General features: G+C 42.2%; 7 protein-coding genes. 5 read left to right on the top strand and 2 right to left on the bottom strand.

Features of this window, described 5'->3' with window-relative positions; all coding sequences use genetic code 11:
* The first annotated feature begins 409 nt into the window (after positions 1-409).
* The 5 genes from T7867_RS05890 to T7867_RS05870 all read left to right on the top strand — a co-directional run bounded on the left by T7867_RS05890 (position 410) and on the right by T7867_RS05870 (position 16,840).
* On the top strand, positions 410-11,998 hold the full coding sequence (locus tag T7867_RS05890; protein WP_089082260.1) for a PKD domain-containing protein: 11,589 nt from the start codon (positions 410-412) through the stop codon (positions 11,996-11,998).
* A 7-nt stretch (positions 11,999-12,005) separates the two neighbouring features.
* Positions 12,006-13,034, top strand: a complete 1,029-nt coding sequence (locus T7867_RS05885; RefSeq protein WP_068216758.1) for a PorP/SprF family type IX secretion system membrane protein — start codon at positions 12,006-12,008, stop codon at positions 13,032-13,034.
* A gap of 67 nt (positions 13,035-13,101) precedes the next feature.
* Positions 13,102-14,610 (top strand): TlpA family protein disulfide reductase, encoded by a 1,509-nt coding sequence (locus tag T7867_RS05880; RefSeq protein WP_068216756.1) that lies wholly within the window; start codon positions 13,102-13,104, stop codon positions 14,608-14,610.
* A 24-nt stretch (positions 14,611-14,634) separates the two neighbouring features.
* Entirely contained in the window at positions 14,635-15,123 is a 489-nt protein-coding gene (locus tag T7867_RS05875; RefSeq protein WP_322299951.1) for an asparaginase domain-containing protein, read from the top strand.
* A gap of 106 nt (positions 15,124-15,229) precedes the next feature.
* Positions 15,230-16,840: a S8 family peptidase gene (locus T7867_RS05870; RefSeq protein ID WP_068216752.1), complete on the top strand. Its 1,611-nt coding sequence runs from the start codon at positions 15,230-15,232 to the stop codon at positions 16,838-16,840.
* Positions 16,841-17,557: 717 nt separating this feature from the next.
* On the opposite strand, the gene T7867_RS05865 is transcribed toward T7867_RS05870, so the two are convergent.
* Together T7867_RS05865 and T7867_RS05860 are read right to left on the bottom strand one after the other, a co-directional pair.
* A complete protein-coding gene (locus T7867_RS05865) occupies positions 17,558-18,610 on the bottom strand; it encodes a TonB-dependent receptor plug domain-containing protein (protein ID WP_322299950.1) in 1,053 nt (350 codons plus the stop codon).
* Positions 18,611-18,643: 33 nt separating this feature from the next.
* Positions 18,644-19,729: a TonB-dependent receptor gene (locus T7867_RS05860; protein WP_322299949.1), complete on the bottom strand. Its 1,086-nt coding sequence runs from the start codon at positions 19,727-19,729 to the stop codon at positions 18,644-18,646.
* Positions 19,730-19,776 lie beyond the last annotated feature (47 nt).

Raw genomic sequence — 19,776 nt, 5'->3', positions numbered from 1 at the left:
ATACATTATACTTATATGAGTGTTCAATGTTGTTGGTTTTTAGGTAAGACAATGACAAATATGCTATAAATGACTTACCATTGAGAAACCACTGATTTCATTTAACAACAATTAACAGCGAAAAAAATTAGAAATTTTTTCTAATCAATAGATCAGAATTTTGCTGTTCACTCCTTAATTAATCCTAGCATACTGATCTCGTCCCTTTTGTATTTTACATTTTCATTTTTGTTGCCTGAATAAGCTTAACCCCTATAAGTGTTTTTAGGTAAAATACTGAGAGAATAGAAATTGTATAATTTCAATATTGTCCCACCAAGTAGGTCTATTGCTAATACTTCCTCAAAACTATAATTTCGATAGTAGCCAAGCTATTTGATAATGTAATTAGGAATTACCTAAACTGTCAATGACATCGCCTAAACAGTCGTATAGTAGGATTATTTTGCTATTCATCATGCTATTGATGATTGGTGGTGGCGAGCTATATGCTCAGTGTACCAACTCTTGCCCTGTTATAACTAATGTTAACATCAATAGCTGCGAAGGGGTAATTTCCATCAGTGTTACAGGAGATGGCCCTTTTACTTACGACTGGAGAGATAGCGGAGGAACACAAGTATCTACTTCTTTTGTGGCTGGCGGCCTAACGCCAGATAACTACACAGTAGTTGTAACAGATGCCGATGGTGATACGGAAACGGCAACCTATACTGTTACCAATCCACCAAACCTTAATGGATCCGTAGTAGTGAACGATGTTACCTGCCGGGGCGATGCTGATGCTCAGGTGGTGGTTACTATGAACAACGGAAACCCAGATTACTCATGGGAGCTCTTTAATGGAGTGGGGGCATCTATAGGCACTGGTTCTGCGCCTCCTTTTTCAACCACAATTACACTTAATGGACTTGGTGTAGATAATTACACCTTAACAGTTACCGATGACAACGGATGTACTGGAAATATTACCTTTTCAGTTACTGAACCAGCAGATTTTTTAGGATTCTCTATAGGTTCTTCTAATGACGCCACCTGTTTTAACTCAACAGACGGTTCCATTTCTGCCACGGGTACTGGTGGTTGGGGAAACTATGTCTACCAGTGGGAAAGGGTTTCTGATGGCGCTGTTGTAGGAACAAGCGCAACAGTTACAGGTTTGGCTCCAGGAGATTATCGTTTAGTCATCACCGACAGAAACGGAACCGGTTGTACAATTACTACTCCTATTCAAACCATTGGTTCACCTCCTGAAATTGTACCTACCGCTGTGGTTAATGATGCTCAATGTAATGGCGCTTCAGATGGTGCAATTAACCTCTCTGTTACAGGAGGTGTTGGCCCTTTTAGCTATAGTTGGTCTAATGGTGCAACAACTCAAGATATTTCGGGGTTAACAGCAGGAAGTTACACCGTCACAATTACGGATAATGCAGGCTGTTCTGATGTAAGTACTTATGTAGTTGGAGAGCCTGCGGTTCTAACCATCAATCCTAATGTAACTAATGTGGCGTGTTTTGGTGACGCCACTGGTGTGATAGAGAGTAACGTCAGTGGAGGTACAGCTCCTTATAATTATGTCTGGTCTAATGGAGCTACCTCCGCTGACATCTCTTCACTATCTGCAGGAACTTACGACCTCACCGTAACAGATCAAAATGGGTGTTCAACAACCTTAAATAATATTACTGTTACTGAGCCAACATCGGCCTTATCTAAGCAAAGTGATGCTCTGACAGACCCTTCTTGTGCTGGCTATAATGATGGTTCCGTCACTATTACTATGCAAGGAGGTACTGCTCCTTATTCTTACTCTTGGTCTAATGGAGATAATACAGCAACAGCATCTAATCTTACAGCTGGTTTACATACCGTAACAGTTACTGATAATGCTGGATGTACATTTTCGGAGACTTTCACCCTGACAGATCCGCCATCAATTACAGTGAGTTCTAGTTTAACAGAACCTACTTGTAACGGAGCTGCCGATGGTGAAATTACGGTTTCAGCTTCTAACGGAATCGCCCCATACATTTATAATTGGAGTACTGGAGATACTGGCCCTACCATTAGCGGGCTTGTTGCTGGAACATATACAGTTACCGTAACCGATCAGAATGGTGCAGGGTGTACAGTGGTAGAAACCATTAACCTTGGCCAGCCAGCTGTTTTAAATGACAATGCTACAGTAAATGATATTTCATGTAATGGAGCCAATGATGGAAGCATATTTCTTGCTGTAACAGGTGGAACAGGGCCATATAGTTATTCATGGAGTAACGGGGCTACCACTAACAATATCTCTGGTTTAAGTGCAGGGCCTTACTCTGTTACTATAGAAGATGACAATGGCTGTACAATTGTTCGCAACTATAATATTGTAGACCCTCCGGCCATTGGAGTATCTCATACCCAAGTAGATATTCTTTGTAAAGGAGCGTTCACTGGCGAAATAGATATTACCCCATCTGGAGGAACCGCTCCATATACATACTCATGGTCTAATGGAAGTACTGCTCAAGACTTAGTGAATGTGGCCGCTGGTAGTTACACCGTAAGGGTAACTGATGATGAAGGTTGCTTTGTGGATTTAACAGTTACACTTACTGAGCCAGCTACTGTTATGAACTTGTCTGGTACAGAAACCGATGGAACATGTGCTGGATCGAATAATGGGTCTATAGACCTAAGTGTTACTGGAGGAACAGGACCATATACCTATTTGTGGAATACAGGAGCTACTTCCGAAGATATTTCAGGACTTGCACCAGGTAACTACTCTGTTACTGTAGAAGATGCAGGAGGTTGTGTTAAGTCCATTGGGTTTACCATTTCCGAGCCATCTCCAATAACTGTCTCCAAAACACTTAGCAATGTTACTTGTAACGGAAATGCTGATGGAACCATAAGCCTTTCAGTAGGTGGAGGAACAGGTTCTTATACCTACAGTTGGGCAGATGATGGAAGCATTACCACTAAAGATAGAACAGGATTAGGGCCAGGCAACTATACTATTACGGTAGAAGATGCCAGTGGCTGTCTCTATGTTGAGTCTTTCAACATTACGGAGCCAGCAATTTTGTCCTCAACGGCAACACAACTCAATGTTAGTTGTTTTGGTGAAAGTACGGGGTCAATAGATCTTGCGATAAGCGGAGGATCGACCCCGTATACTTTTTTATGGTCTAATGGCGCACTAACCGAAGACCTTACCAATATTCCTGCAGGTAATTATTCAGTAACCATAACAGATGCTAAGGGGTGTACTGACTCTAAGTCGTTCACCATTACAGAGCCAGCCAGTGCTCTTTCAGTTACTAATTCAGTAAGCCAAATTACTTGTAATGGTGCTGCAGATGGAGCTATTAACCTAACTGTTTCTGGAGGTTCAGCTCCTTATTCATATAACTGGTCTCATGGCAGTACAGCCGAAGATCTAAGTAATCTTTCTGCCGGAAATTATACAGTAGTAGTAACTGATGATAAAGGGTGTACTTATACCGAAAGCTTCCTTATAACAGACCCTCCAGTGCTCACACTGACTAAGGTTCTTACAGATGTAGACTGTAATGGAGCTGCGAATGGCACAATTGATATTACTGTAGGTGGAGGCGAAGGTCCTTACACTTTTGCTTGGAGCAATGGTGCAACTACGGAAGACCTTACCAATCTAGGTCCAGGAAGCTATTCAGTAACTGTAACAGATGTAAGAGGTTGCACTATTAGCGATAGTTATACCATCAGTCAGCCAACAGCTTTAGGATTTAGCTATACTTCTGATGATGTTTCTTGTTTTGGTTTTGCAGATGGCGCTATCGATATCACTGTTACTGGAGGAACAGCGCCATACAACTACAGCTGGTCTAATGGTGAGATAACAGAAGATATTAATGCGCTTTCAGTCGGTGACTATACTGTAACAGTTACAGATTTTAACGGATGTACCTTTCAGCAGACTATTGCCATAACTCAACCTGCTGCCCCCCTTTCCGACACTGGAATTGCCACAGACATCAGTTGTTTTGGTGGAAGCGATGGAAGAATTGAATTGAACCCTGCAGGAGGAACAGCCCCATATACTTATTCATGGAGTAATGGAGCTACTACTAAAGACATTTCGGGCTTGGTAGATGGTAACTATCAGGTCACCATTACAGACGACAATAACTGTAGCATAACTAAGAGCTTTACCATTAGCATGCCTCCTGCCATGTTGGCCTCTGGCACACAAACCAACATTCTTTGCAACGGAGATGCTACTGGTGCCATTGACTTAACTGTTTCTGGAGGAACTACTCCTTATACCTATACATGGAGTAATGGAGCCACTACTCAAGACTTGAGCAATATAACAGCAGGTAATTATCAGGTAACCATTTCAGATGCTTCTGGCTGTACACTGGTCAGAAACTTTACCATAACTGAGCCATTGGCACTTTTGGTGGGCGAAAATGTTCAGGATGTTTCTTGCTTTGGCGTGTCAGATGGTTTCATAGACCTCTCTGTTTCTGGAGGAATAGCGCCTTACAGTTATTCTTGGTCTAATGGTGCTACCACTCAAGACCTTTTCAATATTTCGGGAGGAAATTACTCTGTAGACATTACAGACGGCAATGGCTGCGTCACTACAAAGAACTACACCATTGCAGAGCCTGCTAGTGCCTTAGGAGTAACAGGTATTGTGACCGATGAAAATTGCTTTGGAGACAGCCAAGGTGCTATTTCTCTCACCGTTACTGGAGGTACTGCCCCATATTCATACAGTTGGAACCATGGCCCTACCATAAAAGATGTGGCAGGTTTGGGAAGAGGAGCTTACCAAGTAACAGTAACAGATAACAGCGGATGTTCAGTAACGACTAACTATACGATATCGGGCCCAGATGCCTTGCAGCTTTCCGCTGTACCTACTCAAATTGACTGTAATGGAGCGGCCAATGGAGAGTTAGATGTTACGGTGTTAGGAGGAACCGCCCCATATACTTATACATGGAGTAACGGAGCTTCAGTAGAAGATATCAATAACCTTGCTCCAGGTAATTATTCTCTCACTGTTACTGATGATAATGGCTGTACCATCTCTGGTAGTTGGACAATCACACAGCCGCTGGCTATTTCAATTGGTCAGACCACTACACACGTAAGCTGTTTTGGTGCTTCTGATGGTGCTATTGATATTACGGTTTCTGGCGGAATTTCTCCATATACCTACAATTGGTCCAATGGAGCCACTACTCAAGATTTAAATGGAATTTCTGGAGGGAATTATACCTTAACCGTTACAGATGCCAACGGTTGTGTTTCTTCGGGAACTTACACTGTGGTAGAGCCTTCAGCAGCTCTTACGGTCAATGGTAGTGTATCTGATGAAATATGCTTTGGAGATAATCAAGGTGCCGTTAGCCTTACTGTAGCTGGAGGTACTGCTCCTTATACCTATAGCTGGAATAATGGTGCCACCACTAAAGATATTGCTGGCTTAGGCACGGGCACTTATCAAGTTACGGTTACTGATGCTAATGGCTGCTTTGTTCAAACCAATTTCACCGTTGGTGGCCCTGCTGCTTTAACTGCTACTTCGTCACTAACCAATGTTTCATGTAACGGGGCCACGGATGGAGCTATTGATATTACTCCAACAGGGGGTACTGCTCCTTATCTATTTAGCTGGTCTAATGGAGCCACTACAGAAGACATTACTGGTTTAGCTCCTGGCAATTATTTGGTGACTATCACAGATGATAATGGTTGTGCCATTAACCGAAACTATACCATTACGCAACCTACAGCTATCGGTATTACTTCTTCCAAGGCCGATGTTACTTGCTTTGGCGCTGGTGATGGTTCAATTTCAGTAAGCGTAATTGGAGGGACACTACCTTATACTTACAGCTGGTCTAACGGGCAGACTACTAAAAATCTCTCTGGCCTCTCAGGAGGAAGCTACACGTTGACTGTAACAGATGGAAACGCTTGTACATCTACCTTAACTGTAGTTGTAGACGAACCTACAAACCCATTAGCTGCAACAGGTATTGTCACCGATGAAACCTGTTTTGGGGACAGCCAAGGCGCAATTGATCTAACGGTTTCCGGAGGTACTGCCCCATATTCATACAGTTGGAACCACGGGCCGAGTGGCCAAGATGTAACTGGTTTAGCTAGAGGGACATATCAGGTAACTGTAACAGATGCCAATGGTTGCTCAGTGGTAGAGAGCTTTGTAGTATCAGGTCCAGATGCCTTGCAGCTTTCAGCCATAGCTACCCAAGTCGATTGTAATGGAGCCGCAAATGGCGAACTGGACGTAACTGTTTTAGGTGGTACAGCACCATACTCTTACAGCTGGAGCAATGGATCTACCAGCGAAGATTTGACAAGGCTCTCCCCCAATAATTACAACCTTACAGTAACCGATGCTAACGGTTGTACAGTGTCAGGCAGTTGGACAATCACTCAACCGCTGGCCATTTCGGTAGGAGAAAATATAACCGATGTGGCATGTTTTGGAGAGGGTGATGGAGCTATCGATTTAACCGTTTCTGGAGGCGTTGGTGGCTATACTTACTTATGGTCAACTGGTGCTACAACTCAAGATATTTCCGGGCTTTCTGGTGGTAACTATTCTGTTACCATTACCGATGCTAACAGTTGTGTTTCCGTTTACAACTATACGGTAAATGAACCAACAGCAGCCCTTTCAGTAACAGGCTCTGTTTCTGATGAATTATGCTTTGGCGATTCGCAAGGAGCAATTACGTTGACAGTTGGTGGTGGTACAGGACCCTATACCTACCTATGGGATCATGGCTCTACTTCCAAAGATGTTAGCAATTTGGCCAGAGGTAATTATGAAGTTATCGTAACTGATGCCAATGGCTGTTCAGAAACTGCCAATTTTACCGTAGGTGGCCCAACAGCACTTCAGCTTTCAGCAGTAACAACTCAGGTTAATTGTAATGGAGCCGCAAATGGCGCCATTGATGTTACCGTTACTGGTGGTTCAGGACCTTATACTTATCTATGGAACAATGGAGCCACCACTGAAGATATTTCGGGTCTTAGTCCAGGTAACCGATCATTAACTGTAACCGATGCTAATGGTTGTACAGTGTCAGGCAGCTGGACAATCACTCAACCGCTGGCCATTTCGGTAGGAGAAAATATAACCGATGTGGCATGTTTTGGAGAGGGTAATGGAGCTATCGATTTAACCGTTTCTGGAGGCATTGGTGGCTATATCTACTTATGGTCAACTGGTGCTACAACTCAAGATATTTCCGGGCTTTCTGGTGGTAACTATTCTGTGACAATTACCGATGCTAACAGTTGTGCTTCCGTTTACAACTATACGGTAAATGAACCAACAGCAGCTCTTTCAGTATCAGGCTCTGTTTCTGATGAGTTATGCTTTGGCGATTCGCAAGGAGCAATTTCGTTGACAGTTGGTGGTGGTACAGGACCCTATACTTACCTATGGGATCATGGGCCTACTTCTAAAAATGTCAGCAATTTGGCCAGAGGTAATTATGAAGTTATCGTAACTGATGCCAATGGCTGTTCAGAAACTGCCAATTTTACCGTAGGTGGTCCAACAGCACTTCAGCTTTCAGCAGTAACAACTCAGATTAATTGCAATGGAGCCGCAAATGGAGCCATTGATATTACCGTTACTGGTGGCACAGGACCTTATACTTATCTATGGAACAATGGCGCCACCACAGAAGATATTTCGGGTCTTAGTCCAGGTAACCGATCATTAACTGTAACCGATGCTAATGGTTGTACAGTGTCAGGCAGTTGGACAATCACTCAACCTTTAGTAGTATCTGTAAGCAGAACGATTACAGATGTTACATGCTTTGGTGCTTCCGATGGCGCTATCGATTTAAGCGTTTCAGGAGGTATTACACCTTACAGCTATAGCTGGTCTAATGGTGCTACAACTCAAGATATTTCTGGGCTATCGGGAGGTACGTATTCTGTTACCATTACTGATGGTAATGGCTGCACTAGTCTGAAGACGTATGTTGTTTCAGAACCTTCGGCAGCATTGTCTATTTCTGGAACAGTCACAGATGAAAACTGCTACGGAGATAATCAAGGAGCTATTAGCTTGAACGTAACCGGAGGTACTGCTCCATATTCTTACAGTTGGAATCAAGGTTCCATAACAAAAGATATTTCGGCCTTAGGCCAAGGTGTCTACCAAGTAACAGTAACCGATGCCAATGGCTGCTTTGTACAGAGTGACTTTACGGTGTCTGGACCTGCTGTTCTTTCAGCAACAGGCTCAACCACCCAAGTTTCGTGTAACGGAGCAGCAGATGGTGCAATCGATATTGAGGTAGTCGGGGGTACTTCGCCATATACCTTCGCGTGGGGTCATGGCGAAACCTCCGAAGACCTCTCCGGCTTGAGCCCTGGCAATTACGCTGTGGTAATTACCGATGCCAATGGTTGCAGCATTTCCAGAAATTACTCCATTACTCAGCCTAATGCATTGGGAATTACTCATACCGTTACCGATGTAGATTGCTTCGGAGCAAACAATGGAGCTATTTCCGTAAATGTTGTAGGAGGCACCTTGCCATACACCTATTCATGGTCTAATGGAGCTACAAGTAGAAACATTTCATCTCTGGCAGGTGGTAGTTATGATATAACGGTTACCGATGGTAATGGCTGCTCACTTGTTCAAACCATAGTAGTTGAAGAGCCTACAGCAGCTTTATCTCTGAATGCAAATGTTACTGATGAATTATGTTTTGGAGACAATCAAGGTGCTATAGACTTGACCGTTACAGGAGGTTCTGCACCTTATACCTTCCAATGGAATAATGGTTCTTCTAGCGAAGATATTTTCGGTTTAGAAAGCGGTAGCTACTTGGTAACTGTGACCGATAAAAACGGCTGCTCTATTTCAGAAACGTATACTGTTAGTAGCCCTAACATGCTTTCCGTCAGTGGAGCAGTATCTCCCATTTCTTGTAACAGTGCCGATGATGGAACACTGGATATTACTGTTACGGGAGGCACTGGTCCTTATACCTACTCATGGAATCACGGAGAAACTACTGAAGATCTGACAAACCTAAGTCCTGGTACTTATGTGCTTACAGTTACTGATGCCAACGGTTGTATTGCTGCTGGTAATTGGACACTGACTGAACCGCTTCCTCTTACCATTAATCATGTGAAAGAAGACGTTACTTGCTTTGGTGCCGATGACGGATATATCAATCTCACTGTGTCTGGTGGCACACTTCCTTACACTTATGCTTGGAGTAATGGAGCGACAGGAAAAGACCTTACTGGTTTAGCAGGTGGTACTTATGAGGTAACTATTACTGATGCTAGAGGCTGTCAGCAGGTAAAGCAGATAGTTGTAAATGCTCCAACTGCAGCACTTTCTGCCACACCAACCATTGTAGACGCGTTGTGTAATGGCTTGCCAACAGGCGAAGTTCAGTTGGCCGTTGCTGGCGGAACTACACCATATAGTTACCAATGGTCTAACGGCTCTAATCAGCGAGATTTGAAGAATGTTTTCGCAGGAAATTACGCTGTAACTATTACCGATGCCAAAGGCTGTAGCATAGTAGAAAACTATACGGTTGGAGAACCAGATGAGCTAGACGTAACTTTTGACGTTACCAACACTTCTTGCCAAGGCGATTCTGATGGAGCTATTGCAGTTACTACTACTGGCGGAACAGCTCCTTACAACTACGTTTGGTCTAACGGAAGTACCAGCAAAGATTTATCGAACATTGCAGGAGGCACCTATAACCTTACAATTACTGATGCCAATGGCTGTTCCATAACTCGAAGTGTAGAGGTAGACGACTCTAAAAACCTAAGTGTAGAGGTTCAAAAAGCTGATGTACTCTGCAAGGGAGAATCAACAGGGCAGATTTACTTAAATATTGCTGGCGGAACAGGTGTCTATGACATTAGTTGGAGCAATGGAAGTACTTCAGCCGTACTTGAAAACTTACCTGCTGGGGTTTATTCTGCAACTGTTGCCGATGCCAATAACTGTAGCACTTCCGTTACTGTAGTAATATCGGAGCCTTCGGAAGAATTGTCGCTGACCCTTTCAGATTATAAAGACCTTTTGTGTTATGGAGATGACTCTGGTTTTATGAGGGCTAACCCACAGGGAGGTGTTGCGCCTTACACATACCTTTGGAGCAATGGTGCAAGAACAAGCCAGATTTCTAACCTGAAAGCAGGAACATATACCGTAACAGTTACTGATGCCAATGGCTGTATTGTCCAGTCTCAAGCTACCATTAACCAACCCGATAAGCCAATTACTATTTCCTCTCAAGGAAAGTTGAACCTGAGCTGTAAAGGAGATAATGATGGCCGCATAGTAGTAGATGTTGAAGGAGGTACAGGCCTTTATGAGTTTGTCTGGAGTACAGGTGCCAGAACATCTTCTATTGAGAATTTGAGCGTTGGCGATTATACCCTTCGGGTTACCGATGCCAATGGCTGTGTTCAAGAGCGGGTTTTCACCATTAATGAACCAGAAGAACTAACTATTGAAGATGCTTTGGTCAATGAAAGTCAGTGTTATGACGATAGAAATGGATCCATAGAGCTAGATATTAGCGGAGGGGTAGAGCCTTATTCATACCAGTGGTCTACAGGGGCGACCTCAAAAAATCTAATAGGTATTACGTCAGGAGACTATTCAGTACTTATTACCGATGCCAACGGTTGCCAGATTCAGGCCAACTACACTTTAGATGAGCCGGCATTGTTTAGAATGGAGCCAACAATGACAGATATCAGTTGTATTGGAGCCAATGATGCCTCTATTTCTCTCAATATTGAAGGAGGCATTGAGCCAGTGGCAATAAGGTGGAGTACAGGTGAATCTTCCGAAACCATTTCAGAACTAGGGCCAGGAGAATATAACGTGCTAGTAACTGACGATAAAGGTTGTACTATTCAGCAAACGTTCAATGTCATTGAACCACTAGACCTCACTTTAGATGCCTACATAGAAGATGCCACAAGGTGTAATGACCCTAGAAGTGGAAGAGTAAATGTTATTGTTTCTGGCGGTACTGAGCCATACACTTATCGCTGGTCTAATGGTGCTACTACTTCAGAGATTACCGATGTACTGCCAGGCACCTATGTAGTGCGAGTAAGAGATAAATATAACTGCGAAGTCCAGGGTACTTACACTGTTCTTCAGCCAGAACCACTTCAAATAGGGCTAAGTACTGAACCCTACATAGATTGCGAAAACCGTATTGCGGGCATGTTGGTAAAGGCCAATGTAAAAGGTGGTGTTGGCAACTACCGATACGAGTGGTCTAAAGGCAATAGTGTTAACAGTGAAGTGCTAATGACCGAGCCTGGAAGGCTAACCATTGAAGTATTTGACGATAGAGGCTGTTACCAGCAAAACTCTATAGATATAGATGTTCCAGAGCTAGGCGTTGCCGATTTTGAGTACAATGCAGAATCTATTGATCGCACTGGAGACTTAGCCTCTAATGACCCTGTCAGCTTCTTCGATTTATCCGAAGGCGAGGTTATTGATTGGCATTGGGATTTTGGAGATGGCTTCCACTCAGATGAGATTGATCCTATTCACACCTATGATGCACCAGGTACTTACATAGTTCGCTTAGTAGTAACCGATAGAACAGGATGCGAAACCGAGAAAGTATCTGTGTTAGAAATTACCGAAGGCTATAAAGTAATTGTGCCGAATGCCTTCACCCCAAATGGAGATGGAAATAATGACTTCTTCAGGCCTAGAATGCTCGGCTTGGTCAAGTCTAAGCTCATCATTTATAACACTTGGGGCGAAGTAATATTCAGTACCGATGATATTGAAACCAAAGGATGGGATGGCACCATCAAAGGCCGCAAGGCGGAAAATGGAAACTATGTATACAAAATAATTGGCCTCAGCTTCAACGGTTTGAAAGTTGAACGAGAAGGCATTTTCGCGCTAATCAACTGACAAGCCTATGAAAAGACTTTTACTCGCAGCAACCTTTATTATAGCATTATTAGATGCAGTAGAACTTAAGGCACAAGATCCTCAGTTTTCACAATTCTATGCTTCACCTTTATATCTGAACCCTGCACTCACAGGTTCTGCCGATAGAGGTAGAGTTGGGGTGAATTACAGAAATCAATGGCCATCTCTTTCTCATTCGTTTACTACAACTTCCGCCTATCTCGACTATTTTTCTAAGGCAGCCGAAAGTGGTGTGGGAATTATATTCAACGAGCATAGAGAAGGTTTTTTAGACTTTCGTTCTACAGAAATTGGAGGCTTGTATTCCTACAAATTAGAGGTTTCTTCTGGCTTGATTTTACGAACTGGCGTCCAGCTCTCCTACTTTCAAAAAGACTTGAACTTTGAAGATCTAGTCTTCGGAAATCAAATTGATATTGTAAATGGGCAGGTTTATGGCCCTAGTGGTGAGGTATTCGAAAAGGGGGCGAAGGTCGATTTTATGAGTGCCTCAGCTGGTGCGCTTTTGTATACCAACTTAGCTTGGATAGGCTTTTCTACACACCATATCAATGAGCCCAACCAGTCATTTATAGACCAAGAGAGTAGGCTTTCAAGAAAGTATTCTATACATGCAGGGTATAAGCTTATGTTTGCCAAGGGCAGAAGGCTAAGAACTGTGGCTTATCAGTTTCAGGAGCGTTCTGCCACTTTTGCGGTGAACTACAAAAAGCAAGGTGGCTTCAACCAGCTCGATGCCGGAGTACAACTATATTTTCAACCCTTGGTAATAGGTGGCTGGTACAGAGGTATTCCAATTCAGAGTGTTAATAAGGTTTTCAAGAATGAATCGATTATTGCGCTCGTAGGCCTAGAGTTAAACGCAAACCTTTCATTTGCATACAGTTATGACTTTACGGTTTCTCGCTTAGCAGGAGCTACTGGAGGAGCACATGAATTTTCTCTCACCCTCAACTTTGGCAAGGTGGTAAAGCGCACCAGACGCGATACCATTTTGCCTTGTTTTAAATACTAAAAGAATAGTTGTTCCTTTCAATCGTTGTCATTATTTGATAGATTAAAGGAAAAATTAAAACTATTCAATGATGCGCAAACCAGAGATAATCTTCGCTCTCTTTCTCGCCCTTTGCATTTTTGCTTGTTCAGGTAAAAAAGAACCGTACGTTTTGGCGGGTAAGGTGGTTAATACCGATGCAGATTCTTTGTTTATTCAACTACCAGTAGACGGTAAATTTTTCTATCGAGTAAACTCTGTAAAGGTGCCTATTGACAATGAAGGCAATTTTTCTGCAATCATAGACCAAGAGACTTCAGGGTTTACTTCCATCAGTTTCCCTAAAACCAGAGGAAGTATAAGAACATGGATTGAGCCAGGTTATTCAGACACCGTTTTCATTGATTTTGAAGATTTTTCAAAACTCGCATTCACTGGAGACCATGCCGATGCCAATTCGTTGCTTAACAATTTCGAGCGAATTCCTTATTTCCATGCGTTTGGTGGTAAAGATGAAAAGTATCAGAAAGACTCTGTGGCTCAACGAGTCTATGATCAGGTGATGGATCTTAATGAAAAAGAACTGGTTGAAATAGATGGATTGAAGGTGAAAGATAAAATCACGGACTCTTTTGCAAAAGCCATGGCCATGGAATCTGACTTACACTGGAAGAGTGTTTTTGCATCTGCTACCTGGCGCCATTACTATTTCAAAGAACAGCTCAAAAGAAAGTCGCCATACAATGATGAATGGAAGGAATTATACCTAAAGATGTTTGATGAAACAGACCTTAATAACCCGGAATACTTGGTGAGCAATTATTACAGAACGTTTGCAGAAGACTATATGAATCTTTACCCAAGGGTGGCGGGCATAGAAGACCAACCAGATACTACCTTGAGTCAAGACGAGCGCATCAGAGCATATCATCAAGACAGAATAGATAACATTAGAGAGAAGCTTTCTGGCGAAAACGAAGAATTGATGTGGTCTTTTTACTTGTATAACGCGGCTATTCAGAAGCAATACGAGAAAGTGATCTTAGATTCTTATGAAGAATTAAAATACAACTATCCCGAAACGTTATACGACCCTGTGCTCAAAGAGCACATAGACCCTATTAGAGCTTATCATACCAAGCTTGAGCAGCCAATGTCTGATAAGATTATAATGATAGAAAATGCCGATGAGTACACCACTTGGGAAGAAATGGTGGAGCCATACAAGGGCGAAGTGCTTTATGTAGACTTATGGGCCACTTGGTGTGGGCCTTGTAAAGATGAATTTGAGCATAAAGAGGGGCTCTATGAGTTTTTAGATGGCAAGCCAATCAAGATACTTTATGTATCGTCCGACAGAGATGAGGCCGAGGGCAAATGGAAAGAGATGGTTAATTTCTATGGTCTGGAAGGCGTTAACATGCGTATTTCTCAAGAACTCTTCTGGAAGATTTGGAAAGATATGCTCGGCAGTAATACAGCAGCTATTCCTCGTTACATCATTGTAGACAAAGAGGGGAATATGATTGTAAAAGAAGCCGCGCGCCCAAGCGAAGGCCAAAAGTTGTATGATCAGTTGGCGAGCTATCTAGAGTAGCAACTTTCTTTTTAACTTCCTCCCGTGAAAATTCTGATTATTCAAACTGGAGGAACCATAGATAAGGATTATCCTAAGACTAATAATGGCTATGCCTTCGAGATAAACGAGCCGGCATCAAAACGCATTTTGGAAAATGCTTTTCCCGGTTTCGAATATGAAATCGTGAGTCTTTTTAGAAAGGACTCTCAGGAAATAACTCAAGAAGATAGAACTGAAATCAAAAACTATCTCGAGAACCACTCCGCAGAGAAAATATTAATCACTCACGGTTCAGATACGTTGATAGAAACAGCCCTTTTCCTGAACAATATATCAGGAAAAGCCATTGTATTAACCGGTGCATTTCTGCCTGAAAGATTTACCAATTCAGATGCTGCTTTTAACATTGGAGTGGCTATTGGAGCACTCAACCTAATGCATGAAGGCACGTTTATTGCCATGAATGGAATGGTTTTTCTGGCAAACCGAGTAGAGAAGAACGCAAATACTGGTATGTTTGAAAAGCAATAACACTCAATGTCAAACACAAGAGGCAACGGTTCAAATTTCGCCTGTTTTAGCAGATTGAGTTGATTTAAGTAGAAAGACACATAAGCATTTTAAGAATAATTGATATATGAAAAAGTTGATTTTCGCGCTGCTATTTTTGGCAGCATTCGCACTAAACGCACAAGATACTCCTCCGCCAAAAAACTGGTTCAACTTAGACCCTGTTAAAGATTCAGTGAATGGGGTTAGTACAGAAAAGGCCTATGAATACCTGAAAGGGAAAGAAAGTAAAAAAGTACTGGTAGCTGTTATCGACTCTGGAATAGACATTGAACATGAAGACCTCAAAGATGTGGTCTGGACTAATGAAGATGAAATTCCTGGTAACGGTATAGACGATGATAACAACGGTTACATAGATGATGTGCATGGCTGGAACTTCCTTGGAGGAAAAGACGGTAGAAATGTAGATAAGGAAACTCTCGAAATCACTCGTGAATACAAAAGGTTAAAGCCTAAATATGAAGGTGTGTCAGAATCTGATGTAAAAAAGGCCGACAAAGAAGAATATGAGTATTGGAAGGAGATTCAAACTTCTTTTGAGAAGACTTATAATGAAGCTAAAGGTCAGGCTATGATGATGGAGAACATCCAATCTCAGCTTATCAGATACAACAAGCTTTTTGAGGCTTACCTTTTAGATGAAGAGATTACTTCAGAAGATATCAACAAAGTGAGCTCTACCGATGAGGTAATCATGAGAGGTAAGCAAATGCTTACTCAAATCTATAACATGACAGACAACTCTCTGTCTTTAGATACGCTCATCTACTTTGTGCAACAAGACATGGAGAACATCAAGAAAGATGCTGAATTCAGTTACAACCTAGAGTTCAATCCTAGAGAAATAGTTGGTGACGATCCGAATAGAATGGACGATATCGGTTATGGAAATAACGATGTAATAGGTAAAAACACAGATAACTTCCATGGTACTCACGTGGCGGGAATCATTGCTGCCACAAGAGGGAATAACCTGGGTATTGATGGTGTAGCCAACAATGTAGAAATTATGGCCATCCGCGCTGTGCCCGATGGTGACGAAAGAGATAAAGATGTGGCCAATGCTATTCGCTACGCAGTAGATAATGGAGCTCAAGTTATAAACATGAGCTTTGGAAAAGGATATTCACCAAATACACAGTATGTGTATGATGCTATTGAGTATGCAGCCAAAAAAGGTGTACTATTGGTACATGCCGCAGGTAATTCAGCAGAGAATATAGATGAAGCCAATAACTTCCCTAACGATAAATTCGGCAGAAAGAAAGATTGGCCTAACTGGGTAGAAGTGGGTGCTTCTTCTTGGGGTTCCGAGAATAATTATGTTGGTGTTTTCTCTAACTATGGCAAGAAGTCTGTAGACGTTTTTGCTCCTGGTGTGGCTATTTATTCTTTAGCTCCTGGCAATGAGTATCAAGATGCACAAGGAACAAGTATGGCATCTCCAGTAACAGCTGGTGTTGCAGCATTGCTACTTTCTTACTTCCCAGACCTTGAGGCAGAACAGATTAAGGATATACTTATGAAGTCTGTAAGAGGCGTTGAAGTAAAGGTAAACGAGCCAGGTACTGGCGAAGAAGTGAAGTTCTCTAACCTTTCTGTTTCTGGAGGAATCATCAATGCGTATGAAGCCGTGAAAATGGCGGAATCAATGAGCCTTAAAGGGAAGAAATAACTCTGAGTAGAGTAACCAGAAATCTGTTGATCAATAAATCAGGAAAATCACCTCTTATATACTGATTTTCTAATTACTGATCTTATTTAAAGAGTATACTTATTAGAAATAGCCCATGGTATAAACCGTGGGCTATTTTTGTATTTGCTACAATTGCTATCCTTATCTCAATCAGAGTCTCTCTTAGAGGCCTCTGATTTCGCTGTAGTTGGTGTTTTCACCGTCTGCCATAATCGGTGTCCTCACCGATTACTAGAATAGAGATCGAATTGTCAAGGTGTAGACACCTTGACTGGCTAAACTTCTTTTCCAGAAGTCTCACGTCTAAGTCATTCTGAACGAAGGGAAGAATCTTATCCATGCAGAAAGACATGTATAGCTCGATAAGATGCTTCCCCCGATACTTCGGAGCCTCAGCATGACTGTGACCGATGTTTTGGTGGTTGCTAAACCGAGTGCCTTTCACTCGCTAGACTACAAAAAAATGTTGGGATCGATGCCTCAGCGTGTAAGTCATTCTGAACGAAGGGAAGAATCTTATCCATTCAGAAAAACATGTATAGCTCGATAGGATGCTTCCCCCGATACTCTTTCGGTTCTTAGGTGAGATGCAAATCAACCTCACTACAGGTTTGCTGTGAAAATATTTAGCCCACGATTTAAATCGTGGGCTAAATATGCTAGGCTACCTGATTTTCTGCTAGCTGTTCTACTGACCTAGAACTCAAGAATAATTCCTCCATTCATAATGAATCCGTCCATTGGAGCCCAAACTTCTAGCGCTTCAGGGTTGATGGCATTAGAAAGGTTAATGTTCTCAAATCTCGACTGTCTGGTATCTGAGAAATTCTCAAAATTGAGGTAGAGGCTAATGTTCTTAAACTTCCTCAAAGCCATAAAACCTACAATCCAGTAATCATCTGTTTCGGTATAGTCGCTTCTAAATTGCTTCCCTGTATAGTAGCTTTCCAAGCCAATTCTCCATTTTCCATGTTCCTCGTAAACCAGCACAGCTCCAATATTGTGTTTGGCGGTTAATGGTTTTTGGAGCTCATTATTATACCCTAGTTCAGTATCGATAAGCGCATAATTCAGGAACAGCTTAAAGTCTTGGTAAGTCAGCTTCATGTTAGTCTCTAAACCTTTAGAGCTTAAATCGCCATTTGCGTTTTGAAAAGCATATGCACCTCCAACTGTTGGGCCAGTCAATACCACAGGGTCGTTTAACTGAGTGTAGTAAAATAACTGATTGAGGCTAAATGTCCATTCATCGCCAATGGCTGTTTTATAGTTAATGTCAAAGTTACCACCGTAAGACTGTTCCGCATCTAAGTTATTCAGGTTGAAAGATTGTAGGCCTCTAAAAGAAAGCCTTTCCGTTTCTTCCGTAAAGATGGTAGGCAGTTTATAGCCTAATCCGCCTCCCATTCTGAAAGTCAGTTTTGGATGCGCCTTATACATTACAGAAAGCCTTGGTAAGGTTTGCAAGCCATAGTCTTTACTTTGATCTAACCTAAGGCCAGTTTCCAAAGACCAGTCTTCAGAAAGCTGCGTGTTTTGCTGAACGAAGACACCAGCCGTAAACTGCTCATAGCTTCTGTCACTGTTGCTATCATGGCTCTCGTTAAATCGGTCAGAGTAAATGTTCATACCTACTAACCAGCTGCTTTTTGCTTGCCCAAATGAGTAAGTGGCTTCACTGAAAGTAGCAACTTGTTCACCATCGAACCCATATTGAAATTGATGAATACCTCTATCGAAATGAAGCAAGCTATTCTTTAGAGTCAGCCTCCTGTTTTCGTCCTAAGTTTTGGTATAGCTCAATTGGTAAGACATTCTCCTCGATTCATTTTCTTGAAGATAGTTCTGAGCGTTTGGCTCTCTATCATCTACAGCATTGAGGTTTCCGCCCCATCTGTCTTCAAAAGTTCCATTAAGGGCTAACCTAAATTCATCGGTTTTTGAAGGCTTAAAGAAAATTGTTGGGTTAAGGGTAATGCTCCTTGTTTCTGGCAAATCAGAAAAGTTATCATCATTGGCATCGTAGGCGGTTTGTCTATGTCCCGAACCAAAAAGGGTGTATGACCATCGGTTTTCAGCAGAGGCGTAGAACGCGTTTAAGGTAGTTCCTCCTGCCGAAGTTTGGTCTACCATCACTTTGGTTAAGGCTTCTTCCTCAGGTCGAATGCTTACAAGGTTAACGAGTCCGGCAATTGCTCCACCTCCATATAGTGTAGAATTACTTCCTTTAATTACCTCCACCTGTCGCAGGTCTAAAGGAGGAATCTGCATAATGCTCAAGCCGCCAGAAAAACCACCATAAAGTGGAAAACCGTCTTTCATCAACTGAGTATACCTACCATCTAAACCCTGAATTCTGATGCTCTGATTGGCCGAACTTGGTGAAGTAACCTGCATCTGAATACCTGTGCTTTCGCGAAGCAACATGGCAATATTGGCCGATCTCATTACGGCTTTTTCTTGCAGTTCTTCAGCGCCTAAAAACTCAATTCTTGTAGGAATATCCTCAATGCTCCTACTCGTTCTGGTAGCGGTAACTACCATTTCTTCCACTTCCTCATGGTGATGCTCCATTTTAATTTCTATGGGCATTTTACCTTGATATGGAATTGAATATGTGCTTTTAATAGCTTCATAACCCACAAAAGAGATTTTAACAGTAATGCTTTCCTCCTCAATATTGTTGATGGTAGCTAAACCATTATTGTCGGCAATGGCGCCCATAGTAGCCGAAGCGTAGACAGTTGCACCAATCAATGGTTCACCAGTTTCTTCATCGGTTATTTTAAAAGTAATAGAGTTTTGAGCCTGTGCTAAACTGCCAAAAGACAGCAGAAACACGGCTATAAATAGTTTTATAGTGTTCATGTGAATTTTATTAAATGCTAAAAATGGCCTGACTGGGCCGAAATATT

This window comes from Roseivirga spongicola, assembly GCF_034376045.1.
Classification (GTDB): domain Bacteria; phylum Bacteroidota; class Bacteroidia; order Cytophagales; family Cyclobacteriaceae; genus Roseivirga; species Roseivirga spongicola.
The sequence above is the reverse complement of the archived record's forward strand: the minus strand, read 5'-3'. Positions and strand labels throughout refer to the sequence as shown.

Bases quoted from the DNA above. Each gene is read 5' to 3' on its own strand.
- T7867_RS05890 (WP_089082260.1), top strand. From the start codon at position 410: ATGACATCGCCTAAACAGTCGTATAGTAGGATTATTTTGCTATTCATC.
- T7867_RS05885 (WP_068216758.1), top strand. From the start codon at position 12,006: ATGAAAAGACTTTTACTCGCAGCAACCTTTATTATAGCATTATTAGAT.
- T7867_RS05880 (WP_068216756.1), top strand. From the start codon at position 13,102: ATGATGCGCAAACCAGAGATAATCTTCGCTCTCTTTCTCGCCCTTTGC.
- T7867_RS05870 (WP_068216752.1), top strand. From the start codon at position 15,230: ATGAAAAAGTTGATTTTCGCGCTGCTATTTTTGGCAGCATTCGCACTA.
- T7867_RS05860 (WP_322299949.1), bottom strand. From the start codon at position 19,729: ATGAACACTATAAAACTATTTATAGCCGTGTTTCTGCTGTCTTTTGGC.